This is a genomic window from Kosakonia sp. S42, from assembly GCF_016624785.1.
GTDB classification, from domain to species: Bacteria; Pseudomonadota; Gammaproteobacteria; order Enterobacterales; family Enterobacteriaceae; genus Kosakonia; species Kosakonia cowanii.
On sequence record NZ_JACVTW010000010.1, the window covers coordinates 14,609 to 41,608 of the forward strand.

The 27,000-nt window shown below is 55.9% G+C and carries 22 protein-coding genes; 18 read left to right on the forward strand and 4 right to left on the reverse strand.

Going from position 1 to position 27,000, the window contains the following annotated elements:
* Nucleotides 1–123: 123 nt before the first annotated feature.
* Complete coding sequence (yegD, locus tag IAE50_RS13355; protein WP_200580457.1) at nucleotides 124–1,476, reverse strand: molecular chaperone; 1,353 nt, start codon at nucleotides 1,474–1,476, stop codon at nucleotides 124–126.
* A 133-nt stretch (nucleotides 1,477–1,609) separates the two neighbouring features.
* Here yegD and alkA point away from each other — a divergent pair, with 133 nt between their 5' ends.
* Nucleotides 1,610–2,455: a DNA-3-methyladenine glycosylase 2 gene (alkA, locus tag IAE50_RS13360; protein ID WP_128482613.1), complete on the forward strand. Its 846-nt coding sequence runs from the start codon at nucleotides 1,610–1,612 to the stop codon at nucleotides 2,453–2,455.
* A 104-nt stretch (nucleotides 2,456–2,559) separates the two neighbouring features.
* Here alkA and IAE50_RS13365 read toward each other — a convergent pair whose 3' ends face one another.
* Nucleotides 2,560–5,889, reverse strand: coding sequence for a diguanylate cyclase (locus IAE50_RS13365; protein ID WP_200580458.1), 3,330 nt, complete (start codon nucleotides 5,887–5,889; stop codon nucleotides 2,560–2,562).
* 353 nt (nucleotides 5,890–6,242) lie between these two features.
* Between IAE50_RS13365 and udk the strand changes: the two genes are divergently transcribed.
* From udk to asmA, 3 genes are all read left to right on the forward strand, one after another.
* On the forward strand, nucleotides 6,243–6,884 hold the full coding sequence (gene udk / locus IAE50_RS13370; protein ID WP_023479149.1) for a uridine kinase: 642 nt from the start codon (nucleotides 6,243–6,245) through the stop codon (nucleotides 6,882–6,884).
* A gap of 85 nt (nucleotides 6,885–6,969) precedes the next feature.
* On the forward strand, nucleotides 6,970–7,551 hold the full coding sequence (dcd, locus tag IAE50_RS13375; RefSeq protein ID WP_023479188.1) for a dCTP deaminase: 582 nt from the start codon (nucleotides 6,970–6,972) through the stop codon (nucleotides 7,549–7,551).
* Nucleotides 7,552–7,576: 25 nt separating this feature from the next.
* Complete coding sequence (asmA, locus tag IAE50_RS13380) at nucleotides 7,577–9,427, forward strand: outer membrane assembly protein AsmA (protein ID WP_200580459.1); 1,851 nt, start codon at nucleotides 7,577–7,579, stop codon at nucleotides 9,425–9,427.
* A 282-nt stretch (nucleotides 9,428–9,709) separates the two neighbouring features.
* Here the strand turns inward: asmA and IAE50_RS13385 are convergent, their stop codons facing one another.
* Nucleotides 9,710–10,294: an NUDIX domain-containing protein gene (locus IAE50_RS13385; RefSeq protein WP_200580460.1), complete on the reverse strand. Its 585-nt coding sequence runs from the start codon at nucleotides 10,292–10,294 to the stop codon at nucleotides 9,710–9,712.
* A 156-nt stretch (nucleotides 10,295–10,450) separates the two neighbouring features.
* Nucleotides 10,451–12,034, reverse strand: coding sequence for a TerC family protein (locus tag IAE50_RS13390; RefSeq protein WP_042712831.1), 1,584 nt, complete (start codon nucleotides 12,032–12,034; stop codon nucleotides 10,451–10,453).
* Nucleotides 12,035–12,720: 686 nt separating this feature from the next.
* Between IAE50_RS13390 and IAE50_RS13395 the strand changes: the two genes are divergently transcribed.
* The 14 genes from IAE50_RS13395 (at nucleotide 12,721) to cpsB (ending at nucleotide 27,000) form a co-directional block, all read left to right on the forward strand.
* Nucleotides 12,721–13,863: a polysaccharide export protein gene (locus tag IAE50_RS13395; RefSeq protein WP_023479113.1), complete on the forward strand. Its 1,143-nt coding sequence runs from the start codon at nucleotides 12,721–12,723 to the stop codon at nucleotides 13,861–13,863.
* A gap of 5 nt (nucleotides 13,864–13,868) precedes the next feature.
* Nucleotides 13,869–14,312: a low molecular weight protein-tyrosine-phosphatase Wzb gene (gene wzb, locus IAE50_RS13400; RefSeq protein WP_023479231.1), complete on the forward strand. Its 444-nt coding sequence runs from the start codon at nucleotides 13,869–13,871 to the stop codon at nucleotides 14,310–14,312.
* Nucleotides 14,313–14,314: 2 nt separating this feature from the next.
* Entirely contained in the window at nucleotides 14,315–16,483 is a 2,169-nt protein-coding gene (gene wzc, locus IAE50_RS13405) for a tyrosine-protein kinase Wzc (protein WP_200580461.1), read from the forward strand.
* Nucleotides 16,484–16,589: 106 nt separating this feature from the next.
* The gene (gene wcaA, locus IAE50_RS13410) at nucleotides 16,590–17,435 is read left to right on the forward strand and encodes a colanic acid biosynthesis glycosyltransferase WcaA (protein WP_054803228.1); all 846 of its coding nucleotides are present in this window, start codon (nucleotides 16,590–16,592) and stop codon (nucleotides 17,433–17,435) included.
* On the forward strand, nucleotides 17,435–17,926 hold the full coding sequence (gene wcaB / locus IAE50_RS13415) for a colanic acid biosynthesis acetyltransferase WcaB (RefSeq protein ID WP_200580462.1): 492 nt from the start codon (nucleotides 17,435–17,437) through the stop codon (nucleotides 17,924–17,926). The genes wcaA and wcaB overlap by 1 nt, the downstream gene beginning before the upstream one ends.
* A complete protein-coding gene (gene wcaC, locus IAE50_RS13420; RefSeq protein ID WP_200580463.1) occupies nucleotides 17,923–19,140 on the forward strand; it encodes a colanic acid biosynthesis glycosyltransferase WcaC in 1,218 nt (405 codons plus the stop codon). Before wcaB ends, wcaC begins: the two co-directional genes overlap by 4 nt.
* Entirely contained in the window at nucleotides 19,115–20,335 is a 1,221-nt protein-coding gene (gene wcaD, locus IAE50_RS13425; protein ID WP_200580464.1) for a colanic acid polymerase WcaD, read from the forward strand. The genes wcaC and wcaD overlap by 26 nt, the downstream gene beginning before the upstream one ends.
* Nucleotides 20,336–20,348: 13 nt before the next feature.
* Nucleotides 20,349–21,095 carry a colanic acid biosynthesis glycosyltransferase WcaE gene (wcaE, locus tag IAE50_RS13430; protein ID WP_023479138.1) on the forward strand — a complete coding sequence of 249 codons (747 nt, stop codon included), beginning with the start codon at nucleotides 20,349–20,351 and terminating at the stop codon, nucleotides 21,093–21,095.
* 22 nt (nucleotides 21,096–21,117) lie between these two features.
* A complete protein-coding gene (gene wcaF, locus IAE50_RS13435; RefSeq protein WP_042712841.1) occupies nucleotides 21,118–21,672 on the forward strand; it encodes a colanic acid biosynthesis acetyltransferase WcaF in 555 nt (184 codons plus the stop codon).
* Between the two features lie 25 nt (nucleotides 21,673–21,697).
* Complete coding sequence (gene gmd / locus IAE50_RS13440; RefSeq protein ID WP_023479093.1) at nucleotides 21,698–22,819, forward strand: GDP-mannose 4,6-dehydratase; 1,122 nt, start codon at nucleotides 21,698–21,700, stop codon at nucleotides 22,817–22,819.
* A gap of 2 nt (nucleotides 22,820–22,821) precedes the next feature.
* Complete coding sequence (locus tag IAE50_RS13445) at nucleotides 22,822–23,787, forward strand: GDP-L-fucose synthase (RefSeq protein ID WP_023479152.1); 966 nt, start codon at nucleotides 22,822–22,824, stop codon at nucleotides 23,785–23,787.
* Between the two features lie 2 nt (nucleotides 23,788–23,789).
* Nucleotides 23,790–24,263 carry a GDP-mannose mannosyl hydrolase gene (locus tag IAE50_RS13450; protein WP_023479130.1) on the forward strand — a complete coding sequence of 158 codons (474 nt, stop codon included), beginning with the start codon at nucleotides 23,790–23,792 and terminating at the stop codon, nucleotides 24,261–24,263.
* The gene (gene wcaI / locus IAE50_RS13455; protein WP_023479230.1) at nucleotides 24,260–25,567 is read left to right on the forward strand and encodes a colanic acid biosynthesis fucosyltransferase WcaI; all 1,308 of its coding nucleotides are present in this window, start codon (nucleotides 24,260–24,262) and stop codon (nucleotides 25,565–25,567) included. Before IAE50_RS13450 ends, wcaI begins: the two co-directional genes overlap by 4 nt.
* On the forward strand, nucleotides 25,564–27,000 hold the full coding sequence (gene cpsB, locus IAE50_RS13460) for a mannose-1-phosphate guanyltransferase (RefSeq protein ID WP_054803225.1): 1,437 nt from the start codon (nucleotides 25,564–25,566) through the stop codon (nucleotides 26,998–27,000). Before wcaI ends, cpsB begins: the two co-directional genes overlap by 4 nt.

Sequence of the window (27,000 nt, forward strand, 5' to 3'; positions counted from 1 at the left end):
CCTGAAGCGCAGAATAATGGAGGAAAAATGAAACACTGTCTGGAAACGTAGTCACGACAGATAATTTGCGTTAGGGAGATTTTGTAGCAGAAAGCGTGCCGGGTGAAGCCACCCGGCAGATAATCAACGGAAGACGACCTGCGCCCAGCGGGCCAGCCCGGCGGTCACCGAGCCGAAGTCATCACCGCCGGCAATGGTGATGCCGGGCAGCGTTTCCGCCAGCGCTTTTTTGATAATCGGTGAACGGGCGCTACCGCCGGTTAAGTAGATCACATCCGGCGTCTCATTACTGGTTGCCAGCGCCAGCTGCACCTGCTCAATAATGCGCTGTAACGGCTGGTTAAGGGCATTTTCCAGCCCCTGCTGATCGATAGCGGTGACGAGGCTGTCGCTGATAAACGGCAGTGAAGCGGTCACCTGCTGCGTGTCGGAGAGGGCGATTTTGCTCTCTTCCGCGCTGCGCACCAGCCGGTAGCCGAGGCGCTGTTTCCACACTTTCACCAGCAGAGCGACCTTTTCGGCGTCGCGCGCATCACGCAGCAGGTCGTTTAACAGGCGGCCATTTGCCGTGCTGTAAAACTCCGTCTGGGCAGGAACATCGTTGATCGCCACCGCGTTCCACCACGGCAGGATCGGCAGCGCAATGCCTTTTTCCGTCTGTCCGCCCATGCCGAGCAGCGGCATCAGGTTTTTGAACGCCAGCGCGATATCAAGATCGTTCCCGCCAACGCGGCAGCCGCTGTGGCCGAGCAGGCTGGCGCTGCGATCCGCTTTCTCGCGCCACTGCGGACCCATCAGGATCAGCGAGCAGTCGGTGGTACCGCCGCCGATGTCGACCACCAGCACGCGCTTCTCTTCATTTAATGTCGCTTCAAAATCGAGGCCAGCGGCAACCGGTTCGAACTGGAACACCACCTCTTCGAAGCCTGCACGCGTTGCGGCGCGCTCAAGGATGCCCTGTGCCTGGGCGTTAGCCTCATCGCCGCCGAGCCCCTGGAAGTTGATCGGCCGGCCAATCACCGCCTGGCGAATTGCCTCCGGCAACTGGCTCTCTGCCTGCTTGCGGATATGCAGCATCATGGCGCAGACCAGATCCTCAAACAGCGCGATCTGCTGCGGCTTCAGGCCGCTGGCACCGAGAAACGACTTCGGTGATTTAACGAAGTAGACTTCCTCCGGATCGCTCACATACTGGCGCAGTGAGGCGAGACCGAACTGGACGCTGGCGGCGTTGACCTCAATGTCCTCTTCGCGGTTGAAGCTAACCGCCCGGCGCAGCAGCGCCTGGGTTTCACTCCCCGTTGCCGGAACCTGATGGTGGCGATAGAGCCACTCGCTCACCGCTTCGCGCGTCGGAGCGCAGAGCATCGACGGCAGCAAGGTGCTGTTATTTTCCATGGTCAGCAGCTGTGGCGCGTTATCGCGCATCACCGCTACCGAGCAGTTTGCCGTACCGTAGTCAAAACCAATAAACACCGTGCAATCCCCATGCCTGTGAAGAAGGGGGGCGACTTTAGCGGAATGCGTGCAGGGCGACAACCGGAATATGAAAGCAAGGCGAAAATTCCCTGAGTTGTTATGCTTTTAGCATTATCAGCGGAGAGATGGTATGTACACACTGCACTGGCAGCCGCCCTATGACTGGGCGTGGATGTTGAGTTTCTTAGGCGCGCGCGCCGTGGCGGGCGTGGAGGTGGTGAGCGAGTCGCGCTATGTGCGCTCCTGTGCCTTTGGCGGCCATCGCGGGATTATTACCGCCGAGCCGGATGAGACAAGCGCGACGCTGAAGGTCACTTTAAGTGAGGGGCTTGAACCGGTTGCTGAACACTGTTTGCAGCGGCTGGAGAGGTTATTTGATCTCTCCTGCGAGCCGGAGCGTATCAATACGCGGCTTGGCGATCTCGCCGCCGCGCGCCCTGGCCTGCGGCTGCCCGGCTCGATCGATCCCTTCGAACAGGCGGTGCGCGCGGTGCTCGGGCAACTGGTGAGCGTGGCGATGGCGGCAAAGCTGACGGCGAAAGTCGCGCATCGTTATGGCGAAGTGATGGAGGAGGCACCGGGCTTTATCACCTTTCCCACTGCACAGCAGATTGCCGCCGCCGATGCACAGGTGCTGAAAAGCCTTGGGATGCCGCTAAAGCGCGCCCAGGCGCTGATTACCCTTGCCGAGGCTGCCTGCGACGGCACCTTTCCACTCCAGAGGCCAGATGATGTGGAGCAGGGGGTGAAAGCGCTAATGAACTATCCGGGGATTGGGCGCTGGACGGCGAACTACTTTGCGCTGCGCGGCTGGCAGGCGAAAGATATCTTCTTAGCGGATGATTATGCGATTAAGCAGCGTTTCGCCGGGATGACGCCCGCGCAGACGCGCCGTTATGCCGAGCGCTGGCAGCCGTTTCGCTCTTACGCGCTGTTGCATATCTGGTTTACGCAGGCGTGGTCGCCCGAGCCGTAATGCAATGCCCGATGGCGCTTCGCTTATCGGGCCTACGGGAAGTGTGCATACGGTTGCGGGACGGGGTTTTGTAGGCCGGATAAGGCGTAGCCGCCATCCGGCAGTTAGTTGATGGCGAAATAACTGGTGTTGAGCATCAAATCGAGCGGGTGCGCCTGGGAGATGGTATCGCCATAAATCAGGTCAATGCCGATCCCTGAGAGGGTATCCATCATCATCGGCTGATGCGTCGGCCCGGCAATGCTCTTCAGCCCAAGGCGCTGCGCATGCCCCTGAATAATGGTCACCATCATCTCATCCATCAAATTGCCGTGCACGTTAGAGACCAGCTCCGGCTCCAGCAGCAGATAATCAGCCATATGTGGTGTAATGCGCTCGAAAACATCGAGATCGTGCCCGACACGGCTGAGGATAATGCGACACCCTGCATGGCGCAGACGTCTGAGGTTTTCAATCCGGGCATGGCCTTCGCGCACCAGCGCATCTGCCGGGATCACCAGATGCAGCAGACGCCCCGGCATCGGGCCACTCTCAAGCATAGATAACAGTTCATCCACCAGGCTACTGCTTGCCAGACCGTGCACGGAGAGGGGCAGGGCGACGCCCAGCCCTTTGGCGGTGATGGCGGCGGCATGCTTATTGAAAAACTCATGGAAGACACGCTGGTCGAGGGCGCGAATCAGCTCCGGCTCGTGGAGCCCGGCGCGAAACGCGTGCTCCTCCATCACTTCCCCTTCGCTGGTCCACAAGCGCAAAGAGAGCAACCAGAAGTTGCACGCTTCCGGCACCCGCGGCGAGGCGACGCCGCGCGCAATCATTAACAGATGATTCTCTTTGATGATGCGCCACTGCTCCTCCAGCGACATCATCGAGCGCTCATGCTGCATCAGCCCCTGCTTCGGTTCATAGACCGTCACCCGACCGCGACCGCTGTGCTTCGAGGCATAACAGGCGATATCGGCCTGCGACATCACCTCGGAAGCCTGATGGTTATACTCATCGATAATCGTGATCCCGGCGCTGGCGCCGATGCGGTGCTCGCGCCCCTCCCAGCTAAAGCGATAATCATTGATCGCTTGAATCATACGACCAGCGATATAACGCGCGCTTTCGACATTACACTCCGGCAGCAGCAGGCCAAACTCATCGCCGCCCAGGCGGGCAAGAATATCCGTTGAGCGCAGCAGGCTGAGCATCAGCGTTGAGATCTCGCGCAGCAGCGTATCGCCAGCGGCATGCCCGGCGCTGTCATTGACCGCTTTAAAGCGGTCGAGATCGATAAACACCAGCGCATGACGTTGATGGTACTCCTGCACCGTCGACAGCAGGCGTTTGAGGTTCGCCTCGAAACTGACGCGGTTCGCCAGGTGGGTGAGGGCATCGTGCGAGGCGCTGTAGCTCAGCTGGCGCAGCATTTTGCGCGACTCCGTCACATCCTGGATAACCAGCACCGAGCCGATATTCTGCCCATCGAGGGTGCTGAGCGGGGTGATGGTGTAGTGAATGTCGAAGCTGCCGCCCGCGCGGCAGTGCAATACCACGTCCTGTTCAATATCCGTGCGTGACATATCGCCGCTGTGAATATTTTCCAGTACCGGGCCGCTATCGCCAAAAGTGATGTGCAGCACCTTCAGCAGAGGCTGACCCATGGCGCTCTCCTGCGACCAGCCGCTCATCTTCTCGGCGACCGGGTTCATAAAGGTGACTTTCATTTCGACATCGGTACAGAGCACCGCTTCGCCGATGGAGTCGAGAGTGATATGCAGCCGCTCCTTCTCCTGATAAAGCGCTTCGTTAAGCTGCTTTACCTCCGTCATATCCATACTGACGCCGAGCAGCCGTTCGACCTCGCCCTGCTTATTGAGCACGCGGTTGGCCAGCGAGCGAATATGGCGGATACCGTCTGTCACGGCAATGCGGAACTCAAGCTTGAATGCGATGCGCGACGCCAGCGCGTCACGGATCACCCGCTCGGTTTCCGGGCGGTCTTCCGGCACAATCCTTTCGTACCACAGCTGCCAGGTTGGTTTGAGATGCGCAGGCACTTCATACATCTCGAACATCCGTTTATCCCAACTGATGATGTCCGGCTCCAGCTCCCACTCCCAGATACCGATGCCGCCCGCTTCATTAGCGAGGGTGATGCGCTCCATCAGCCGTCTGTTGACCCATTCGGTCTGCTTGAGGTCGTTAATATCTTCAACCTGGGCAATAAAGTAGAGCGGAGTGCCGTTGGCGTGACGCACCACCGAGACCGCCAGCAGCCCCCACACCAGGTCGCCGTTGCGCGTGTAGTAACGTTTTTCCATCGAATAGCTGGCAATTTCGCCGCGCGACAGCTGCTGCAACTGGGCCATATCCCGGGCCAGATCTTCCGGCCAGGTGAGCTGCTGGAAGGTCATCAGACGCAGCTCCTCCTGGCTGTAGCCGAGAAACTGGCACAGGGCTTTGTTAGCCTGTAACCACTGGCCATCGGTACCGACCAGCGCCATGCCAATCGCCGAATACTCCATGGCGTTACGAAAACGCGCCTCGCTCTCGATGATGTGCTTGCGCTCGGTGCGAAAGGCGTACATCACCATGGTCATGACATGCACCGGCAAAAGGATCATCAAAAAAGGCAGCCACGGCGCATTTATCATCACGCCGCTTTTCGGCGAGTTCACGATGTTAGGATCGATAGCGAGCACCAGCGACGCCACCATTACCGTTGCAAGGTAAATTAAGAAGGCCTCCATGCGCGGCAGACGCACCGCGCTCCACATCAACAGCACAATCACGGCGGTGAAGGGCCACGGCAGATAGTGCAGCGCCAGCCAGCTCAGCAGCAGCGTCAGGGCCAGGGTGACCAGGCTTTCCAGCAGGAGTTTGGGGTTACGATGGCGCAGCAGATAGTGGGGTTTGAAGAGCAGACCGAGCGGCACCAGCGCCAGCGCACCGATCGCTTCCGATAACATCCAGATAATAAAGGTGCGCAGCAGATTATCCGTCGGTACCAGCAGGCAAATCAGCACGCCGCCAATCAGCGGCGGTATCAGCACGCTGCCAATGGCAAGGCGTAACCAGTCGGCAAGATTTTTAAGCGGATTATAGGAAGGCAGCAGTTTGCGCAGCAGGATCGCGCCTGCAACGGCTTCAACAATATTGACCAGCGTATAACGCAAATCGACAAACGACGGCGAAAAGAGCGTAATGGTGGCAGCGACATTACCCAGCGCGCAGGCGAGGGCGATGCCCGGCCACATCTTGCCGGCATGGCGGTAAAAGGCCACGGTCATGATCGCGGTGGGGAACCAGAGCGGCGCAATGATGGTGCCAAATCGAATCAGCTCAAGGGAGAAGAGCGTGAAGATAAAAGAGAGCAGTCCAAGACTTATTAGCCGCAGCACGGGATGTGGTGTGGTAACCAAAACGTGTTGGTATTGTTTTTTCATTACCGCTTTATCCGCAACCCTGTGCCGTCCGACACGGCGGCCGACGAATGAAATGAGAATTTCGGATTATGCTAGTACAAACAATTTACAATTCCTATGGCGTGCGCTCATAAATTGACATCATAGGGTTATTAATTACTTAGTGAATGCATAAAACGCGCCCGGTGCGTCATTTTTACCCACCTTGCTGAGAAAAAAAGCGCGCAGATTGGCGAAAAATGCCGCCATTTTTGCTTATCGCCCAGAGCCGCGCTTTCGACTGGTATCGCGGCGGTGAAATCCCTATAATTGCCGCGTTTGACGCCAAGGCGTCTTCCTTCCTTTACATCCAGGTTAATCAGGTCCCTAAATTTATGACTGATCAGTCACATCAGTGCGTCATCATCGGCATCGCCGGCGCATCTGCTTCAGGTAAAAGTCTTATTGCCAGTACGCTTTACCGCGAGTTACGCGAGCAGGTGGGTGATGAACACATTGGCGTTATTCCCGAAGACAGCTACTACAAAGATCAAAGCCATCTGTCGATGGAAGAGCGTGTTAAAACCAACTATGACCATCCGAGCGCGATGGATCACAGTCTGTTATTCCAGCATCTTCAGTCGCTTAAACGCGGCGAATCCATTGAATTACCGGTCTACAGCTATGTTGAGCATACCCGCACCGCAGAGACCATTCGTATCGAAGCCAAAAAAGTCATCATTCTGGAAGGGATCCTGCTGCTGACCGACTCACGCCTGCGCGATGAGATGAACTTCTCTATTTTTGTCGATACGCCGCTGGATATCTGCCTGATGCGCCGCATCAAACGTGACGTGAATGAGCGCGGGCGTTCGATGGATTCGGTGATGGCGCAGTATCAGAAAACCGTGCGTCCGATGTTCCTGCAATTTATCGAACCCTCCAAGCAGTATGCCGACATCATCGTGCCGCGCGGCGGCAAGAACCGTATCGCTATCGACATTCTGAAAGCCAAAATCAGCCAATTTTTTGAATAATACATGTTAGGCTGTCAAACTCAGTGTTAACTACCCGTCCCCTGAGGCTTTTTCAGGGGCGTGTCGCACCAAAGGAGAATGTGCCATGCGTCTTTGTGACCGCGATATCGAAGCCTGGATGAATGAGGGCCGACTCGCAATTAACCCGCGTCCGCCGGTAGAACGAATTAATGGCGCGACGGTGGATGTCCGTCTGGGCAACAAATTCCGCACATTCAGTGGTCATACCGCAGCATTTATCGATCTGAGCGGGCCGAAACAGGAAGTGACCGCCGCCCTCGATCGGGTGATGAGCGATGAGATTGTCCTCGCCGATGGCGAAGCCTTTTTCCTCCATCCGGGCGAGCTGGCGCTGGCAGTGACCTATGAGTCCGTTACCCTGCCTGCGGATCTGGTTGGCTGGCTCGATGGCCGCTCGTCGCTGGCGCGATTAGGGCTGATGGTGCACGTTACCGCGCACCGTATCGATCCCGGCTGGTCTGGCTGCATCGTGCTGGAGTTCTATAATTCAGGAAAACTGCCGCTGGCTCTGCGCCCCGGCATGCTGATCGGCGCGCTGAGCTTCGAGCCGCTCTCTGGCCCGGCCGAGCGCCCATACAACCGCCGCGAAGATGCGAAGTATCGCGATCAGCAGGGCGCGGTTGCCAGCCGTATCGATAAAGACTGAGCAAGTTATCTCTGCAGAGGACGCCATGAGAAGAGTGTTAACCACGCTGATGATTCTGTTGGTCGTGCTGATTGCCGGCCTGTCAGCGTTGGTGTTGCTGGTCAACCCCAACGATTTCCGTGCTTATATGGTGCGGCAGGTTGAAGCGCGTAGCGGCTATCACTTACAGCTTGATGGCCCCTTGCGCTGGCACGTCTGGCCGCAGCTCAGCATTCTCTCAGGGCGCATGACGTTAACCGCGCCGGGCGCGCAGACGCCGGTAGTTAAAGCAGACAATATGCGTCTCGACGTCAATCTCATACCTCTTCTCTCCCATCAGTTGCATGTTAAGCAGGTGATGCTAAAAGGCGCGGTGATCCAGCTGACGCCCGAAACCCAGGCCAAAGTGGATAAAGACGCGCCTGTCGCACCACGTGAAAACACGCTTCCGCAGGCGGAAGAGGATCGCGGCTGGTCCTGGGATATCGGCAGTCTGCAGGTAGCGGACAGCGTGCTGGTGTTACAGCATGAGAACGATGAGCAGATGACGGTGCGCGATATCCGGCTGCAGATGGAGCAGGACGATCAGCACCAGGCGGCGCTGGAGTTCTCCGGGCGCATAAACCGTAATCAACGTGATTTAACCCTGGCGCTGCGCGCGAATCTCGACGCGCGCGACTATCCACACAACCTCTCTGCGGTGGTGGATAGCGTCAAGTGGCAGCTGCGCGGTGGCGATGTGCCATCGCAAGGTATCGAAGGTGAAGGCGAGTTGCAGGCGCAGTGGCAGGGCGACCAGCAACGCCTGGCGCTAAGCGCGCTGAAGCTGCGCGCCAATGACAGTGTTCTTACCGGGCATGGCAGCGTGACTTTTGGCACCCTGCCGGTGTGGGCGCTGGATTTGCAGTTCGATAATCTCAATCTCGATAATCTGCTGCCGCCGCAAAATAGCGCAGCGGATAGCAGCGCACCGGATCAACAGGGCCAGGCGCAAAGCCGTCCGCCGCGTCCGGTGATCGCTAACAGCGCCGATGTGCCGCATTTTAATGGCCTGCGTGATTTCACCGCCCAGGTGGGGATAACCGCAAAAGCCGTGCGCTGGCGCGGGATGCAGTTTGCCGATGTCAGCGGCCAGTTCAACAATGACGCTGGCCTGCTCTCCATTCCGACCCTGCAGGGCAAAATGGGCGCCGGGCAGATCTCTCTTCCGGGGCAACTGGATGTGCGTCGCGATGCATCGCGGGCGGTGTTCCAGCCGCGCCTCGACAATGTTGAGATTGGCGACATTCTGAAAGCCTTTAATTATCCCATCGCGCTTACCGGCAGCCTCTCAATGGCGGGCGATTTCTCCGGCCCGAGTATTGATGCTGAAGAGTTTCGCCGTCTGTGGCAGGGCGAGGCGCACGTTGAGCTGAAAAATAGCCGCATGGAAGGGCTCAACTTCCAGCAGCTGGTGCAGCAGGCAGTGGCGCGCAGCACCGATGTGCAGACGCAGGAAAAATATGATACGGCGACGCGGCTCGATAGTTTCAGCAGCGATCTGGCGCTGAAAGCGGGGCAGATGACGCTGAGTAACATGCAGGGCAACTCGCCGCTTATTGCCCTCACCGGTGAAGGCAAAATGGATCTGGTGAAAGAGCAGGCGGATACCCGCTTTAATATTCAGGTGCTGGGCGGCTGGCAAGGGGAGAGCGAGCTTATCGACTTCCTGAAAACGACGCCAATTCCGCTGCGTGTTTATGGGCCGTGGCAGGCGCTCAACTACACCCTGCAGGTGGATCAGCTGCTGCGTAAGCATCTGCAGGATGAGGCGAAACGCCGCCTGAGCGACTGGGCCGATCGCAACAAGGATAAACAGAGTAGCAAAGATGTGAAAAAGCTGCTCGATAAGATGTGAGTGTAGCGCCATCGGGCGACATGCCTGATGGCGGCTACGCCTTATCAGGCCTACGGCGATGGTGCAGGGTGAAACGCCTGATGGCGGCTACGCCTTATCAGGCCTACGACGATGATGCAGGGTGAAATGCCTGATGGCGGCTACGCCTTATCAGGCCTGCGGCGTTGGTGCAGGGTGAAATGCCTGATGGCGGCTACGCCTTATCAGGCCTACGGCGATGTTGCAGGGTGAAATGCCTGATGGCGGCTGCGCCTTATCAGGCCTACGGGCGTTATGAGGGTATTAAAGAACGCCTTCTAAGGCCAGGTGCTGGAGCAGCATAATGGTTTTGCCATCGGCAATCTCTCCGCTGCGGATAGCGGCCAGCGCGTCGGTAAAGGTCATCTCTACCACTTCAATATCTTCTCCTTCCTCGATCAGACCACCGCCGTTACCGGTACGGCGGCTCTCGTCATATTCGGCGATAAAAAAGTGCAGCTTCTCACTGACCGAGCCAGGGCTCATCCAGGCTTCGAATACCTTTTCGACCCGCTCAAGACGGTAGCCGGTCTCCTCTTCAGCCTCCTGCTTTATGCGCGTCTCCGCATCCAGCTCATCCAGCAGCCCGGCGGCGGCTTCCAGTAAAAAACCTGCATGATTGTTCACGAACAGCGGTAAGCGAAACTGCCGGGTTAGGATCACGCTACGTTTACTGCGGTTGTATAACAGGATCGTTGCGCCATTGCCGCGGTCATACACCTCCCGGCTTTGACGCTGCCACTCCCCGTTGCGGCGGCGAAAGTCGAAAGTGTATTTCGTCAGCTTTCCCCAATCCTGCGACAGCGGGATCGCCGTGATAATGCGTGCTTGTGCCTGTTCTGTTTGCATGGATGCTCCTTTGTGCGTTTTCAGGCATCATATCGCGCGCAATCGTGCATAAACAAGAGATTTCGTGCAGCGCATCGTCAGCGAAGGCCTTGGCAATCCATGTAAAAGCGAGGAAGAAAAGAGGGGAGGGGTGAGCCGGGGCGAACCCCGGCTGGTTTACACTTCGTAATCCGGAGAGATATCGCTTGCCGTCGGGATAAGCTGCACTTTCTGCACCCGGTGACTCTCGACCTCGAGGGTTTTGAGGCGGAAATCGCCAATCGTCACCTCTTCACCAGGCGCGGGAATACGCTGCAGATGCTCCATCAGCAGGCCGGCGATGGTGTGGTAATCGCGTTTATCATCCAGCGGCAGCGGCACATACTGCACCAGATCTTCCAGCGGCATATGGCCGTTAGCGGTCCAGCTGCCGTCGCTGTTTTTCTGGATATCATGGCGGGCGTCAATCTCCTCCACTTCGTTGGGCAGGTTACCGGCGATGGTCTCCATCACATCACTTAATGTCACCACCCCTTCGACCGAGCCGAACTCATCGACCACGAAAGCGAAGTGGGTACGGGCATTGCGGAACTGTTCCAGCGCCTGCAACAGCGGCAGCCCCTCAGGGAAGACCAGCGGCTGGCGCACCAGCACGCGCAGATCCAGCGGTTCGCCATGCAGGGACTGCTGCAACAGATCGAGAATATGCACCACGCCGAGCAGCGACTCCTCCTGCTCGCCGCCGGTCACCACAATGCGGGTGTGCTGGTTTTTATCCAGCAGGGCGCGCACCTCCGCTTCCGGCGCGTTGAGATCGATATGTTCGATATCGTGACGCGAGGTCATGATGCTGCTCACCGTGCGCTGATTGAGGTTCAGCACGCGCTCAATCATCCGCCGCTCCTGCGGATTGAAAATCTGCGCATCGTCGCTGTCGCGCAGCATCGAGGCGGTTTGCGCATCCAGCTCCGCGTCCTCTTTACGCCCGCTGAGCAGGCGCATCACGGCTTCGGTGGTGCGCTGGCGCAGCGTATGGTTGGCAAACAGGAAACGGCGGCGGTTAAAGATAGCCAGCTGATTGAGGGACTCAATCATTACCGAGAAGCCAATCGCCGCATAGAGATAGCCTTTCGGGATATGGAAGCCAAAGCCTTCCGCTACCAGGCTAAAGCCAATCATCAGCAGGAAGCTGAGACAGAGGATGACAATAGTCGGGTGATTATTGACGAAGCGGGTGAGGGCTTTGCTCGCCAGCAGCATCAGTGAGATGGCGATAATGACCGCGGCCATCATCACCGCCAGATGATCGACCATGCCGACGGCGGTGATCACCGAGTCGAGAGAGAAGACCGCGTCGAGCACCACGATTTGCGCGACCACCGCCCAGAATTTTGCACCGCGCCGCTGGCTGGGGTTGTCACTGTCTTTCCCTTCAAGCCGCTCGTTCAGCTCTACCGTGGCTTTAAACAGCAGGAACAGGCCGCCGAACAGCATGATGAGATCGCGGGCGCTAAAGCTTAAACCGCGCACGGTGAAGAGCGGTTGCGTGAGCGTCACCAGCCACGAAATGGAGGCCAGTAGCACCAGGCGCATCAGCATAGCAAGGATTAAACCCGTCACGCGGGCGCGGTCGCGCTCTGCAGGGGGAAGTTTTTCCGCCAGGATGGCGATAAAGACCAGGTTATCGATACCGAGCACTAACTCAATGACCACCAGTGTGATCAGCCCGGCCCAGATTGATGGATCAGCAATCCACTCCATTGTTAGCGTAAAACCTTATATAAGTTGAGCGTTGTGAAGAGGAGATCATGGGTAACTTTCCGCATGAATGCAATGCCGCCTGCGATTAATCTTATTTAATAAGATATTTAAGAGTTATTTAATTACATTCCCGCACGGTGATTATGTTTATTTGTTGCTGTTTAAGGTGCGAATTTAGGAACTATCGTATGGGGCGGGCTGTATCCCTATGTTGTCAATATAAGTTAATTCCTAAAAACCTGAAAACCCGACGTTAATATTATTCTTAAAAAAGCTTCTGTCAGGAGATGCCGCCTTGCCTGCCTTAGGCTTAGCTGCAACAATTCCATCGGCATCTTTCAAATATACCTGCGATGTTAATTTCCGCGTTGTTATTCGATGCGGAAAAGGATACCCGCCGTATTTAGTGCGCGCCGCAGCTGGCGCCCTGACGAGGATGTAAAGGATGACTATCAACGACATATCGATGATCAGTGCATTGGTAACTGGAAGCCAGGGGCGGTAGCATGCCTGTTGGCATGACTGCAGCCGGATTATTCTGTAATGTCATGGGGTTGGATAAATGCTTTTTAGGACTGATGCTAGTTATATTCCTGGTGAATTAACTGCATTCTGATTCTGTGTACTGCTTGAGCGCTTATTTAAATCGCACAGGATAATTACTCTGCCATAGTGATAATTAATCAATGATGAAATCTAAAATGAAATTGATGCCATTATTGGTGTCCATAAGCTTAATGAGTGGCTGCACCGTATTCCCGGGTAGCAATATGTCAACATCGGGAAAGGACGTGATTAAACAGCAGGATGCTGACTTTGATTTAGACAGTATGGTGAACGTTTATCCATTGACCCCGCGTCTGATTGAGCAGTTACGCCCACGCGTAAACGTTGCTCAACCTAACATGTCGCTGGATCAAGAGATCTCCTCTTATGAATACCGCGTTGGTCCAGGCGACGTCCTGAGCGTCACTGTGTGGGATCACCCGGAATTGACCACCCCTGCCGGTCAGTATCGCAGCTCCAGCGATACCGGTAACTGGGTGCAGCCGGATGGCACCATGTTCTACCCCTATATCGGCAAAGTCCGCGTGGTGGGTAAAACCCTGGCCGAAATACGTAGTGATATTACCAGCCGCTTAGCGACCTATATTGCCGACCCGCAGGTGGACGTTAATATCGCCGCGTTCCGCTCGCAAAAAGCCTATGTCTCTGGCCAGGTTAATAAATCAGGCCAGCAGGCGATCACCAACGTGCCGCTGACCGTGCTTGACGCGATCAACGCCGCGGGCGGTCTGACCGATCTTGCCGACTGGCGCAACGTCGTGCTGACCCACAAAGGCAAAGAGGAGCGCATCTCTCTGCAGGCGCTGATGCAAAACGGCGACCTCAGCCAGAACCGTCTGCTCTATCCGGGCGACATTCTGTTTGTTCCGCGCAATGACGATCTGAAAGTGTTCGTGATGGGCGAAGTGAAAAAACAGAGCACCCTCAAAATGGACTTCAGCGGCATGACGCTGACCGAAGCGCTTGGCCAGGCAGAAGGTCTCGACCTGACCTCCTCCAACGCCAGCGGTATCTTCGTCATCCGTCCGATCAAGAACGGCGAGGGCGGTCGCGGCAACAAGATTGCCAACATCTACCAGCTTGATATGTCGGATGCCACGTCGCTGGTGATGGCCACCAACTTCCGCCTCCAGCCTTATGACGTTGTTTATGTCACCACCGCACCGGTATCGCGTTGGAACCGTCTTATCAACCAGTTGCTGCCAACCATCAGTGGCGTTCGCTACATGACGGATACGGCCAAAGATATTCATACGTGGTAACAGGCATGTTCAACAAAATTCTGGTGGTTTGTGTGGGGAACATTTGTCGTTCCCCGACAGCAGAGCGGCTACTGAAAAAATACCACCCCGGGCTCACGGTTGAGTCCGCCGGGTTGGGCGCACTGGTCGGGCACAGCGCAGATGCCAACGCCACGGCCGTGGCGGCAGATAACCAACTCTCGCTGGATGGGCATGTCGCACGCCAGATCTCCGGGAAATTGTGTCGCGAATTCGATCTGATTCTGGTCATGGAGAAGCGACACATCTCCCGCTTGTGCGAACTTACCCCCGAGATGCGTGGAAAGGTCATGTTGTTTGGCCACTGGGATAACGAACGGGAGATCCCCGATCCGTATCGCAAAAGTCGCGAAGCTTTTGAAGCCGTTTACACCTTACTTGACCAGTCTGCCCGCCTTTGGGCGCAGGCATTGCAAGCTCAGCAGGGATAATAATGACAGAGAAAACACACCATTCGCATTCTGCTACGTCGGCAGTGGGCAATGACGAAATCGATATTGGCCGTCTGCTCGGCACAATCATTGAGGCTCGCTGGTGGGTGCTGGGCATTACCGCGCTATTTGCCCTCGCCGCGCTCGTTTACTGCATGTTCGCCACGCCCATTTACAGCGCCGATGCGCTGGTGCAGATCGAGCAGAATACCGGCAGTTCGCTGGTGCAGGATATTAACAGCGCGCTGAGTAACAAACCGCCGGCGTCAGAAGCGGAAATTCAGCTGATCCAGTCCCGCCTGGTGCTGGGCAAAACCGTTGACGATCTCGACCTCGACATCTCGGTGGTGAAAAACACCTTCCCGCTGTTTGGTGCTGGCTGGGATCGCCTGATGGGACGGCAGAATGAGACCGTCAAAGTCACCTCATTCGAACTGCCGAAAGGGTGGGCGGATCAGACCTTCACTCTTAAAGTGCTGAGCCCGAAAACTTATCTGCTGAGCAGCGACGGCGGGTTTGAAGCGCGCGGTGAAGTGGGCAAACCGTTGAGTAAAGAGGGCGTCACCATGATGGTGAGCGCTATTCAGGCCTCTGACGACAGCGAGTTTACCGTCACCAAGTTCTCGACCCTTGGCATGATCAACAATCTGCAAAACAACCTGACGGTTGTGGAGAACGGTAAAGACACCGGCGTGCTGAGCCTCAGCTACACCGGCGAAGATCGCGATCAGATCCGTGCCATTCTCAACAGCATCACCCGCAACTACCTTGAGCAGAATATTGAGCGCAAATCAGAAGAGGCGGCAAAAAGCCTGATCTTCCTTGATAAGCAGCTGCCGGAAGTGCGTCACAACCTCGATGTCGCGGAAGATAAGCTCAACGCCTATCGCCAGACGAAAGACTCCGTCGACCTGCCGCTCGAAGCCAAATCTGTGCTCGACTCGGTGGTCAACATTGATGCGCAGTTGAACGAACTGACCTTCAAAGAAGCGGAGATCTCCAAGCTCTACACCAAAGCGCACCCGGCGTACCGCACGCTGCTGGAGAAACGCCAGGCGCTGGAAGATGAGAAGGCGAAGCTCAATAAACGCATTACGGCCATGCCGCAGACGCAGCAGGAAATTGTGCGCCTGACCCGCGACGTTGAATCTGGTCAGCAGGTCTATATGCAACTGCTGAACAAACAGCAGGAGCTGCGTATCACTCAGGCGAGCACCGTGGGCGATGTGCGCATCGTTGACCCGGCAATCACCCAGCCTGGCGTGCTGAAGCCGAAAAAAGCGCTGATTATTCTCGGCAGCATTATTTTCGGTCTGATTATCTCCGTCGTTGGCGTGCTGCTGCGTTCCCTCTTCAACCGCGGTATCGAAAGCCCGCAGGTGCTGGAAGAGCACGGTATCAGCGTCTATGCCAGCATCCCGCTCTCCGAGTGGCAGAAGGAGCGTGATAACGCGCAAGTCGCCAAAGGCTCACGCCGCTTCAAGCAGAGCCAACTGCTGGCAGTGGGTAACCCGACCGACCTGGCGATTGAAGCGGTTCGCAGCCTGCGCACCAGTCTCCACTTCGCCATGATGCAGGCCAACAACAATGTGTTGATGATGACCGGGGTCAGCCCCTCCATCGGTAAAACCTTTGTCTGTGCCAACCTTGCGGCGGTTATCAGCCAGACCAACAAGCGCGTGCTGCTGATCGACTGTGATATGCGTAAAGGCTACACCCACGAACTGCTGGGTACCGACAATATCAACGGTCTGTCAGATGTGCTGGCAGGGAAGGGCACCATCGAGAGCTGCGCGAAGCCGACCTCTATCAGCAACTTCGACCTGGTTCCGCGCGGTCAGGTGCCGCCTAACCCTTCTGAGCTGCTGATGAGCGAACGTTTTACCCAGCTGGTTGATTGGGCGAGCAAAAACTACGATCTGGTGCTGATCGATACCCCGCCAATCCTCGCGGTGACCGATGCGGCCGTAGTAGGTCGCCACGCGGGCACCACGCTGATGGTGGCGCGTTACGCGGTCAACACCCTGAAAGAGATCCAGACCAGCCTGAGCCGCTTCGAGCAGAACGGTATCCAGGTGAAAGGCGTCATCCTGAACTCCATCTTCCGCCGCGCAACCGGCTATCAGGATTACGGCTACTACGAGTACGAATACAAGTCCGACTCGAAATAACAAGACTTATACCTCTACCCTCAGCGTGCTTCGCCCTTCCCCTTAACGGGGGGAGGGCGTAAGCGAGGGCGAAAAGCGGCATGTTGAACGCATTAGGGATCGCATCATGAGCACAACAGCAAACCCATTAATTTCAATTTATATGCCTACCTGGAACCGTCAGCAGCTGGCCATTCGCGCCATTAAATCGGTGCTGCGCCAGGATTACCCGCACTGGGAAATGATCATCGTTGATGACTGCTCCGCGTCGTTCGATCAGCTGCAGCAGTTTGTTGACGAGCTGGGTGACCCGCGCGTCAGCTATACGCGCAACGACTTCAACTCCGGTGCCTGCGCCGTGCGCAACCAGGCTATTCTGCAGGCGCGCGGTCAATACATTACCGGTATCGATGATGATGATGAGTGGACGCCAAACCGCTTATCGGTCTTCCTCGCCCATAAACATCTGCTTAATACCCGCGCGTTTCTCTATGCCAATGATTATGTGTGCCAGGGCGAAGTCTACGCGCAGCCGGCGAGCCTGCCGCTCTACCCGAAATCGCCGTTCTCCCGCAAACTCTTCTATAAACGTAATATCGTCGGCAACCAGGTCTTTACCTGGGCGTGGCGGTTTAAAGAGTCACTGTTTGATACCCAACTGAAAGCCGCCCAGGATTACGACATCTTCCTGCGCATGGTGACCGAGTATGGCGAGCCGTTCAAAATTGAAGAGGCGACGCAGATCCTGCATATCAACCACGGCGAGATGCAGATCACCTCTTCACCGAAGAAGTTCTCCGGCTACTTCCACTTCTATCGCAAGCACAAAGATAAGTTCGACCGTGCCAGCAAGAAGTATCAACTCTTCACCCTCTACCAGATCCGCAACAAGCGGATGAACTGGCGCACGCTGTTGACGCTCTTTTCCGTGCGCAACGGCAAACGTCTGGCTGATGGGCTGCGGGGTAAATAATGCGACTGGAAGATTTTCGCGCAAACCACTGGAATTTGCGCCCGTGCTGCATGGTTGCCGCCTACCGTATCGCGCACTTCTGCTCGGTGTGGCGCAAGAAGCATGTGATTAACAATATCTGGGCCGCGCCGGTCATTCTGCTCTACCGCTTTATCACCGAATGCCTGTTTGGCTATGAGATCCAGGCGGCAGCAACTATCGGTCGACGTTTTACCATTCACCACGGTTATGCAGTGGTGATTAATAAAAATGTCGTCGCGGGTGATGATTTTACCATTCGCCATGGTGTGACCATCGGCAACCGTGGCGCCGACAGCCTGGCCTGCCCGGTCATCGGCAACGGCGTTGAGCTGGGGGCGAATGTGGTGATGATTGGCGATATCATCATTGGCAACAATGTCACCATCGGCGCAGGCAGCGTGGTGCTCGACAGTGTGCCGGACAACGCGCTGGTGGTGGGTGAAAAAGCGCGCGTGAAGGTGATTAAATGAATATTTTGCAGTTTAACGTACGCCTCGCAGAGGGCGGTGCTGCGGGTGTTGCGCTGGATCTCCACCAGCGGGCACTGCAGCAGGGTTATCAGTCGCGCTTTATTTATGGCTACGGTAAAGGCGGCAAAAAGAGTGTCAGCCATGACAACTATCAGAACGTCTATAAACAGACGCCGCGTCTGACCTCGATTGCCAACCTGGCGCTGTTCCGCCTCTTTAACCGCGATGTTTTTGGCAATCTCAATAATCTCTATCGCAACATTACCCGCAGCGAAGGGCCACTGGTGCTCCATTTTCATGTCATGCACAGCTACTGGCTCAACCTTGAGGATCTGGTGGCGTTCTGCCAGCGCGTGAAAGCGCACAAACCGGACGTCACCTTCGTCTGGACGCTGCACGACCACTGGAGCGTCACCGGCCGCTGCGCCTTTACCGATGGCTGCGAAGGGTGGAAAACCAACTGCCAGAAGTGCCCGACGCTGAGCAACTATCCGCCGGTCAAAATCGATCGCGCGCATCAGTTAGTGGGCCGCAAGCGCCAGCTGTTTAACACCATGCTGTCACTGGGTTGTCAGTTTATCTCCCCAAGCCAGCATGTGGCTGACGCCTTTAACAGTCTGTATGGCGCTGGCCGTTGCCAGATTATCAACAACGGTATTGATGTCGCGACAGAAGAGATCCTCGCCCAGCTCGCGCCGGTCAAAGTGACGCAGGGAAAACCGAAGATCGCTATCGTCGCCCACGATTTACGCTACGACGGTAAAACCAACCAACAGCTGGTGCGCGACATTATGGCGCTTGAAGATCGCGTCGAGCTGCACACCTTCGGCAAATTTTCCCCGTTTGAGGGGCCGCAGGTGGTTAACCACGGCTTTCTGACCGATAAGCGTAAATTGATGAGCGAGCTCAATGAGATGGATGCGCTGGTCTTTAGTTCGCGCGTCGATAACTATCCGCTGATCCTCTGCGAAGCCCTCTCTATTGGCGTGCCGGTGATCGCCACCCACAGCGATGCGGCGCGGGAAGTGCTGCAAAAGTCGGGCGGTAAGACCTTCAGTGAAGAGGAGGTGCTGCCGCTGGTGCAGTGCCATAAAGCAGAAATCGCCCAGGCGGTGTTTGGCGAGAGCCTCGACGCGTTTCGCGCGCGCAGCCGCCAGGCCTATAGCGGTCATCAGATGCTGGAGGAGTATGTCTCGTTCTATCAGAGTCTGTAGCTATCTGCTGCTGCCGTTGATCTACCTTCTGGTCAACGTGAAATTATTCCAGCTCGGTGAGAGCTTCCCGATCACGATTGTGACGTTTTTACCGGTGATGCTGCTGCTCTACGTTGAGCGCATTAACCTGAAAAAATTGATGTTAGCGCTGCTGCTCGGTGCAGGATTAACGCTCTTCAACTTTATTTTTGGTAAGTCACTGGATGCCAGCAAATATGTCACGTCGACAATGCTGTTTGTTTACATTGTGATCATTATTGGCATGGTATGGAGTATTCGCTTCAAAACGATCTCGCCGCATAACTACCGAAAGATTTTGAGATTTTTCTATATGGTGGTGGCATTAATTGTCACGCTGGCCGCAATGGAGATGGCTCAGATCATTCTTACTGGCGGCAGTAGTTTGATGGAAATAATTTCGAAATATCTTATTTACAGCAACAGTTACGTGCTGAATTTTATCAAGTTCGGCGGTAAGCGAACCACGGCGCTCTATTTCGAACCGGCATTCTTCGCTCTGGCGTTAATCTCAATTTGGCTCAGCATCAAACAGTTTGGTATCAAAACGCCGAAGACCGATGCTATGATTCTGGCAGGGATAGTTCTCTCAGGATCGTTCTCCGGGGTAATGACATTTATCATGTTTTACCTGCTGGAATGGGCGTTCCAGTATCTCAATAAAGAGGCGATTCAGAAGAAATTACCGCTGGCAATTATTTCACTTGCGGTGTTTGTCGTGGGCCTCGTATTTGCTTTTCCTTATATTGCAACGCGTATTGGCGATTTGGGAACGGAAGGCTCCTCCTCTTATTACCGAATTATCGGTCCGCTTGTGATGGTTGGATATTCGCTGACCAATATTGATGGCGTAGTAAGATTCGGCTCACTTTATGAATATGTCGCATCATTCGGAATCTTTAACGGTGCAGACGTCGGGAAAACAATAGACAATGGGTTGTATCTGCTGATCATTTATTTTTCATGGTTAGCGGTAATACTGACCGGATGGTACATGTTTAAAGTCGCTAAAATGACGATGAATGCTTTTGGCAACAATCAGAATTTTCGCGTTCAACTTTTCTTGTTTACCCCGATCTCGTTGTTTTTTACGGGGTCAATTTTTAGTCCGGAATATGCATTTTTAATTGTTTGTCCATTTATTCTTCGTAAAGCGTTGAATATTGTCAGTTCATGAGAAGGTGGGTCACATGCTGCTTAGTGTTATTACTGTCGCGTTTCGCAATTATGAAGGTGTGATGAAGACCTGGCAGTCGCTGGCTCACCTGGCGAAAGCGCAAGATATCGAGTTCGAGTGGATCGTGGTTGACGGCGGTTCACAGGACGGCACTGAGGATTTTCTGAAAAGCCTCAATGGACAATATAATTTACGTTTCATAAGCGAACGCGATAAAGGTATTTACGATGCCATGAATAAAGGCATTGATATGGCCTCCGGACGCTTTGCGATATTTCTTAATTCTGGCGATATTTTCCATGAAGAGATCGTCGACGTTGTTCGCCAGTTAAGCGAAGCGAAAGAGACCGCGATGTATATCGGCGATGCGCTGCTTGATTTCGGCGATGGCAGCAAGCTGCGTCGCAATGCGAAAAGCGGCTGGTATATTTATCACAGCCTGCCGGCCAGCCACCAGGCCATCTTTTTCCCGGTGCACGGGTTAAAAACGTACCCCTACGATCTGCAATTTAAAGTCTCATCCGATTACGCGTTAGCGGCCAGAATGTTTAAAGCGGGCTTTCCGTTTAAGCGTCTGAAAGGGCTGGTATCTGAATTTTCGATGGGCGGTGTATCCACTTCTAATAATCTCGAATTATGTCAAGACGCCCGTAAAGTTCAGCGCATGATATTACACGTTCCGGGCTTCTGGGCAGAATTATCCTATATGTTGCGTTTACGGACGACGGGTAAAGCAAAGGCTTTATATAACAAAGCGTAACGCCCGGACATAAGGAAAGAATATGCAAGATTTAAACGGATTCTCCGTGCCGAAAGGCTTTCGGGGCGGGAACGCTATTAAGGTTCAACTGTGGTGGGCGGTGCAGGCAACATTATTTGCCTGGTCTCCGCAGGTGCTTTATCGCTGGCGCGCCTTCTTATTACGCCTGTTCGGCGCGAAGGTGGGAAAAGGCGTAGTGATTCGACCTTCGGTCAAAATTACCTACCCATGGAAATTAACCCTGGGTGATTACAGCTGGGTGGGGGATGACGCGGTGTTATATACGCTCGGCGACATCACCATCGGCGCAAATTCTGTGGTGTCACAGAAGTGTTATTTGTGCACCGGCAGTCACGACTATATGAGCGCGCATTTCGATATCAACGCGACGCCCATTGTGATTGGCGAGAAGTGCTGGCTGGCGACGGATGTGTTTGTTGCTCCCGGCGTTTCTATCGGCGACGGCACGGTCGTCGGTGCGCGCAGCAGTGTTTTTAAATCGCTACCGGCAAATGCGATTTGTCGGGGCAATCCCGCAGTGGTAACGCGCGAACGCGTTGAAAAGGTAACTCCCTAACAGGGAACATTGAGGAAAATAAATTATGTCTAAAGTCGCTCTCATCACCGGCGTTACCGGGCAAGATGGCTCTTATCTGGCAGAACTGCTTCTGGAAAAGGGTTACGAAGTTCACGGCATCAAACGCCGCGCTTCCTCTTTCAATACTGAGCGTGTTGATCACATTTATCAGGATCCGCACACAAGCAACCCGAAATTCCACCTGCACTACGGCGATCTGACCGATACGTCCAACCTGACCCGTATCCTGCAGGAAGTGCAGCCGGATGAAGTGTACAACCTGGGCGCGATGAGCCACGTTGCGGTCTCCTTCGAATCCCCGGAATACACCGCTGATGTCGACGCCATGGGTACGCTGCGTCTGCTGGAAGCGATCCGCTTCCTGGGTCTGGAGAAGAAAACCCGTTTCTATCAGGCATCCACCTCTGAGCTGTATGGCCTGGTGCAGGAAACCCCGCAGAAAGAGACCACGCCGTTCTACCCGCGCTCTCCGTATGCCGTTGCCAAACTGTACGCTTACTGGATCACCGTGAACTACCGTGAATCCTACGGCATGTACGCCTGTAACGGCATCCTGTTCAACCACGAATCCCCGCGTCGCGGCGAAACCTTCGTGACCCGTAAAATCACCCGCGCGATCGCCAACATCGCTCAGGGCCTGGAATCCTGCCTCTACCTCGGCAACATGGACTCCCTGCGTGACTGGGGTCATGCCAAAGACTACGTGAAAATGCAGTGGATGATGCTGCAGCAGGAACAGCCGGAAGACTTCGTTATCGCGACCGGCGTGCAGTACTCCGTACGTCAGTTCGTTGAAATGGCTGCCGCTCAGCTCGGTATCAAACTGCGCTTCGAAGGCACTGGCGTCGAAGAGAAGGGTATCGTTGTTTCCGTAACTGGCCACGATGCGCCGGGCGTGAAACCGGGTGATGTGATTGTTGCCGTTGACCCGCGTTACTTCCGTCCTGCTGAAGTGGAAACCCTGCTGGGCGACCCGACCAAAGCGCACGAAAAACTGGGCTGGAAACCGGAAACTACCCTGCAGGAGATGGTCTCCGAAATGGTGGCAAAAGATCTGGAAGCAGCGAAAAAACACTCACTGCTTAAGGCCCACGGTTACGAGGTTGCCATCGCGCTGGAGTCCTGAGCATGACCAAACAACGTGTTTTTGTGGCTGGCCATCGCGGGATGGTGGGGTCAGCCATCGTACGGCAGCTCGAACAGCGTGCGGATATCGAACTGGTGCTGCGCTCCCGCGAAGAGCTGAACCTGTTGGATGCCGCGGCGGTGGACGCGTTTTTCGCCAGCGAACGTATTGACCAGGTCTACCTGGCAGCAGCGAAAGTGGGCGGTATTGTGGCGAACAATACCTACCCGGCGGACTTCATCTACGAAAATATGATGATTGAGAGCAACATCATTCACTCGGCGCACAAGCACGACGTGAACAAGCTGTTGTTCCTCGGTTCGTCCTGCATCTACCCGAAACTGGCGAAGCAGCCGATTGCTGAAAGCGAGCTGCTGCAAGGGACGCTGGAGCCGACGAACGAGCCGTACGCGATTGCCAAAATCGCCGGGATCAAACTGTGCGAATCGTACAACCGCCAGTATGACCGCGATTACCGCTCGGTGATGCCGACCAACCTGTATGGCCCGCACGACAACTTCCACCCGAGCAACTCGCACGTTATTCCTGCGCTGCTGCGTCGTTTCCACGAAGCGACCCAGGAGAATGCGGCAGACGTGGTGGTGTGGGGTAGCGGTACGCCGATGCGTGAATTCCTCCACGTGGATGATATGGCAGCTGCCAGCATTCATGTGCAGGAGCTGGCGCGCGAAGTGTGGCAGGAGAATACCGAACCGATGCTGTCGCACATCAACGTCGGTACCGGCGTTGACTGCACCATTCGCGAACTGGCGCAGACGGTTGCAAGCGTTGTGGGCTACAAAGGCCGCGTGGTGTTTGACGCCACCAAGCCGGACGGCACGCCGCGTAAGCTGCTGGACGTGACCCGTTTGCATCAACTGGGCTGGTATCACGAGATCTCACTGGAAGCGGGGCTGGCAAGCACCTACCAGTGGTTCCTTGAAAACCAGCACCGGTTCCGGGGGTAAGCATGTTTTTAAGTCATGAAGATTTTGCCACGGTGGTGCGTTCCACCCCGCTGATCTCCATCGATCTGATCGTGGAGAACTCACGCGGCGAGTTCTTACTCGGCAAACGCACTAACCGTCCGGCCCAGGGATACTGGTTCGTGCCGGGCGGACGCGTGCAAAAGGACGAGCCGCTGGCAGCCGCTTTCGAGCGGCTGACTCAGGCGGAACTGGGACTGCGCCTGCCGATGTCGGCAGGTGAGTTTTACGGCGTCTGGCAGCACTTCTATGACGATAACTTCTCCGGCCCCGATTTTACGACCCACTACATCGTGCTTGGCTTCCGTCTGCGCGTGGACGAGGAGACCCTCGCCCTGCCAACGGAGCAGCACGATGACTATCGCTGGGTTTCGCCGGAGGCGTTGATTGCCGACCCGCTGGTGCATGACAACAGCCGCGCCTATTTCCTTGACGCGCAGGGAGTGCCGGGCTTATGAAAATCCTGGTTTATGGCATCAACTATTCGCCGGAACTGACCGGGATCGGTAAGTACACCGGCGAAATGGTGGAGTGGATGGCCCGTCAGGGCCATGACGTTCGCGTCATCACTGCGCCGCCGTACTACCCGGAGTGGAAAGTCGGGCACCCTTACAGTGCCTGGCGCTGGCGTAAAGAGCAGGGTGCCGCCACGGTGTGGCGCTGCCCGCTCTACGTGCCGAAGCAGCCGTCGACCATCAAGCGTCTGCTGCACTTAGGCAGCTTTGCCGTCAGCAGCTTTTTCCCGCTGATGGCCCAGCGCAGCTGGAAGCCGGATCGCATCATCGGTGTGGTGCCGACGCTGTTTTGCACGCCGGGCATGCGCCTGCTGGCAAAACTGAGCGGCGCGCGCACGCTGCTGCATATTCAGGATTATGAAGTGGACGCCATGCTCGGGTTAGGCATGGCGGGCAAAGGTAAAGGCGGCCTGGTGGCAAAACTGGCGGCCGCGTTTGAACGCAGCAATCTGCATAACGTTGACAACGTCTCCACCATCTCCCGCTCGATGATGAACAAAGCGCGTGAGAAGGGCGTGTCAGCTGACAAGATTATCTTCTTCCCGAACTGGTCCGAAGTGGCGCGTTTTCGTGATGTCGACGCGGCAAGCGTTGCGCAGTTACGCCGCGACCTCGGTCTGCCGGATGACAAAAAAATCATTCTTTACTCCGGCAATATTGGTGAGAAGCAGGGATTAGAAAATGTGATTGAAGCCGCTGCGCGACTGAAGGGCCATCCGTGGCTGTTCGCCATCGTCGGGCAGGGCGGGGGCAAAGCGCGGCTGGAGAAAATGGTCAGCGAGCGCGGCCTCGACAATGTGAAATTCTTCCCGTTGCAGCCTTATGAAGCGCTGCCGGCGCTGCTCACGCTTGGCGATTGCCACCTGGTTATCCAGAAGCGCGGCGCGGCGGATGCGGTATTGCCCTCCAAGCTGACCAACATTCTGGCGGTGGGCGGCAATGCGGTGATCACCGCCGAAGAGAGTACCGAACTTGGCCAGCTCTGCCTGAATGAGCCTGGCATTGCGGTCTGCGTCGAACCGGAATCGGTCGATGCGCTGACCTCGGGCATTGAACGCGCGTTAGCGCTGCCCACAAACAACACGGTGGCACGTGAATATGCCGAACGCACGCTCGAAAAAGAGAACGTGTTAAGCCAGTTTATTGCAGATATCAGCCCGGAGAAATCCGCGACGCCCGCAGCCGCCCACGATGGCGCGGCGCATGAGGCGCGCCTCAATTTCGACGGCAATGGGGATAAATCATGAGTCAAACGCAACTCTATCCGGTCGTAATGGCCGGTGGCTCCGGCAGCCGTCTGTGGCCGCTTTCCCGCGTGCTTTACCCTAAACAGTTTCTCTGCCTGAAGGGCGATCTCACCATGTTGCAGACTACCGTCTGCCGCCTGAACGGCGTTGAGTGTGAAAGCCCGGTGGTGATTTGTAACGAGCAGCACCGTTTTATCGTCGCAGAACAGCTGCGCCAGCTTAACAAGCTGACGGAGAACATCATTCTTGAACCGGCAGGCCGCAACACCGCACCGGCGATCGCGCTGGCGGCGCTGGCGGTCAAACGCCACAACCCGGATAGCGATCCGCTGATGCTGGTGCTGGCAGCGGACCACGTTATTCAGGATGAAGAGGCGTTCCGTACTTCAGTACGTAATGCCATGCCGTATGCCGAGGCGGGCAAACTGGTCACCTTCGGCATCGTGCCGGATATGCCCGAAACCGGTTACGGCTACATCCGCCGCGGCGAAGTCAGCCCAGGACAGGTTGATACTGTGGCGTTTGAAGTGGCGCAGTTTGTTGAAAAACCGAACCTGGAAACCGCGCAGGGGTATGTCGCCAGCGGCGAATACTACTGGAACAGCGGCATGTTCCTGTTCAGCGCCGGTCGCTACCTGGAAGAGCTGCAAAAATATCGTCCGGACATTCTCGAAGCCTGTGAAAAGGCGATGGATGCCACCGACCCGGATATGGACTTTATCCGCGTCGATGAAGAGGCGTTCCTCGCCTGCCCGGAAGAGTCTATCGACTACGCGGTGATGGAGCGCACTGCCGATGCGGTGGTGGTGCCGATGGACGCAGGCTGGAGCGATGTTGGCTCCTGGTCTTCGCTGTGGGAGATCAGCCAGCAGACGCCGGAAGGCAACGTGCACCACGGCGATGTGATCAGCCACAAAACCGAAAACAGCTACGTCTATGCCGAATCCGGTCTCGTGACCACCGTTGGCGTAAAAGATTTAGTGGTGGTGCAGACCAAAGACGCGGTGCTGATTGCCGACCGTAATGCGGTGCAGGACGTGAAAAAGGTGGTCGAGAAGATCAAAGCCGAAGGGCGTCACGAGCACCATATTCACCGCGAAGTCTACCGCCCTTGGGGCAAATATGACTCCATCGACGCAGGCGATCGCTACCAGGTGAAACGCATCACCGTGAAACCGGGCGAGGGGCTGTCGGTACAGATGCACCACCACCGCGCCGAGCACTGGGTGGTGGTTGCCGGTACGGCAAAAGTCACCATCGATGATGAAGTCAAACTGCTGGGCGAAAACGAATCTATCTACATTCCGCTCGGCGCGCGCCACTGCCTGGAAAACCCGGGCAAGATCCCTCTCGACCTGATTGAGGTACGCTCCGGTTCGTACCTGGAAGAGGATGACATTGTGCGCTTCGCCGATCGTTACGGGCGGATTTAA

Excerpts from the sequence above, each read along its gene's own strand:
- wcaF (WP_042712841.1), top strand. The coding sequence starts at position 21,118 with ATGCAAGATTTAAACGGATTCTCCGTGCCGAAAGGCTTTCGGGGCGGG.
- cpsB (WP_054803225.1), top strand. The coding sequence starts at position 25,564 with ATGAGTCAAACGCAACTCTATCCGGTCGTAATGGCCGGTGGCTCCGGC.
- IAE50_RS13450 (WP_023479130.1), top strand. The coding sequence starts at position 23,790 with ATGTTTTTAAGTCATGAAGATTTTGCCACGGTGGTGCGTTCCACCCCG.
- IAE50_RS13445 (WP_023479152.1), top strand. The coding sequence starts at position 22,822 with ATGACCAAACAACGTGTTTTTGTGGCTGGCCATCGCGGGATGGTGGGG.
- IAE50_RS13390 (WP_042712831.1), bottom strand. The coding sequence starts at position 12,034 with ATGGAGTGGATTGCTGATCCATCAATCTGGGCCGGGCTGATCACACTG.
- gmd (WP_023479093.1), top strand. The coding sequence starts at position 21,698 with ATGTCTAAAGTCGCTCTCATCACCGGCGTTACCGGGCAAGATGGCTCT.
- wcaI (WP_023479230.1), top strand. The coding sequence starts at position 24,260 with ATGAAAATCCTGGTTTATGGCATCAACTATTCGCCGGAACTGACCGGG.
- asmA (WP_200580459.1), top strand. The coding sequence starts at position 7,577 with ATGAGAAGAGTGTTAACCACGCTGATGATTCTGTTGGTCGTGCTGATT.
- udk (WP_023479149.1), top strand. The coding sequence starts at position 6,243 with ATGACTGATCAGTCACATCAGTGCGTCATCATCGGCATCGCCGGCGCA.
- wzb (WP_023479231.1), top strand. The coding sequence starts at position 13,869 with ATGTTCAACAAAATTCTGGTGGTTTGTGTGGGGAACATTTGTCGTTCC.
- wcaD (WP_200580464.1), top strand. The coding sequence starts at position 19,115 with ATGTCTCGTTCTATCAGAGTCTGTAGCTATCTGCTGCTGCCGTTGATC.
- IAE50_RS13385 (WP_200580460.1), bottom strand. The coding sequence starts at position 10,294 with ATGCAAACAGAACAGGCACAAGCACGCATTATCACGGCGATCCCGCTG.
- wcaC (WP_200580463.1), top strand. The coding sequence starts at position 17,923 with ATGAATATTTTGCAGTTTAACGTACGCCTCGCAGAGGGCGGTGCTGCG.
- wcaA (WP_054803228.1), top strand. The coding sequence starts at position 16,590 with ATGAGCACAACAGCAAACCCATTAATTTCAATTTATATGCCTACCTGG.
- wzc (WP_200580461.1), top strand. The coding sequence starts at position 14,315 with ATGACAGAGAAAACACACCATTCGCATTCTGCTACGTCGGCAGTGGGC.
- alkA (WP_128482613.1), top strand. The coding sequence starts at position 1,610 with ATGTACACACTGCACTGGCAGCCGCCCTATGACTGGGCGTGGATGTTG.
- IAE50_RS13395 (WP_023479113.1), top strand. The coding sequence starts at position 12,721 with ATGATGAAATCTAAAATGAAATTGATGCCATTATTGGTGTCCATAAGC.
- dcd (WP_023479188.1), top strand. The coding sequence starts at position 6,970 with ATGCGTCTTTGTGACCGCGATATCGAAGCCTGGATGAATGAGGGCCGA.
- wcaB (WP_200580462.1), top strand. The coding sequence starts at position 17,435 with ATGCGACTGGAAGATTTTCGCGCAAACCACTGGAATTTGCGCCCGTGC.
- IAE50_RS13365 (WP_200580458.1), bottom strand. The coding sequence starts at position 5,889 with ATGAAAAAACAATACCAACACGTTTTGGTTACCACACCACATCCCGTG.
- wcaE (WP_023479138.1), top strand. The coding sequence starts at position 20,349 with ATGCTGCTTAGTGTTATTACTGTCGCGTTTCGCAATTATGAAGGTGTG.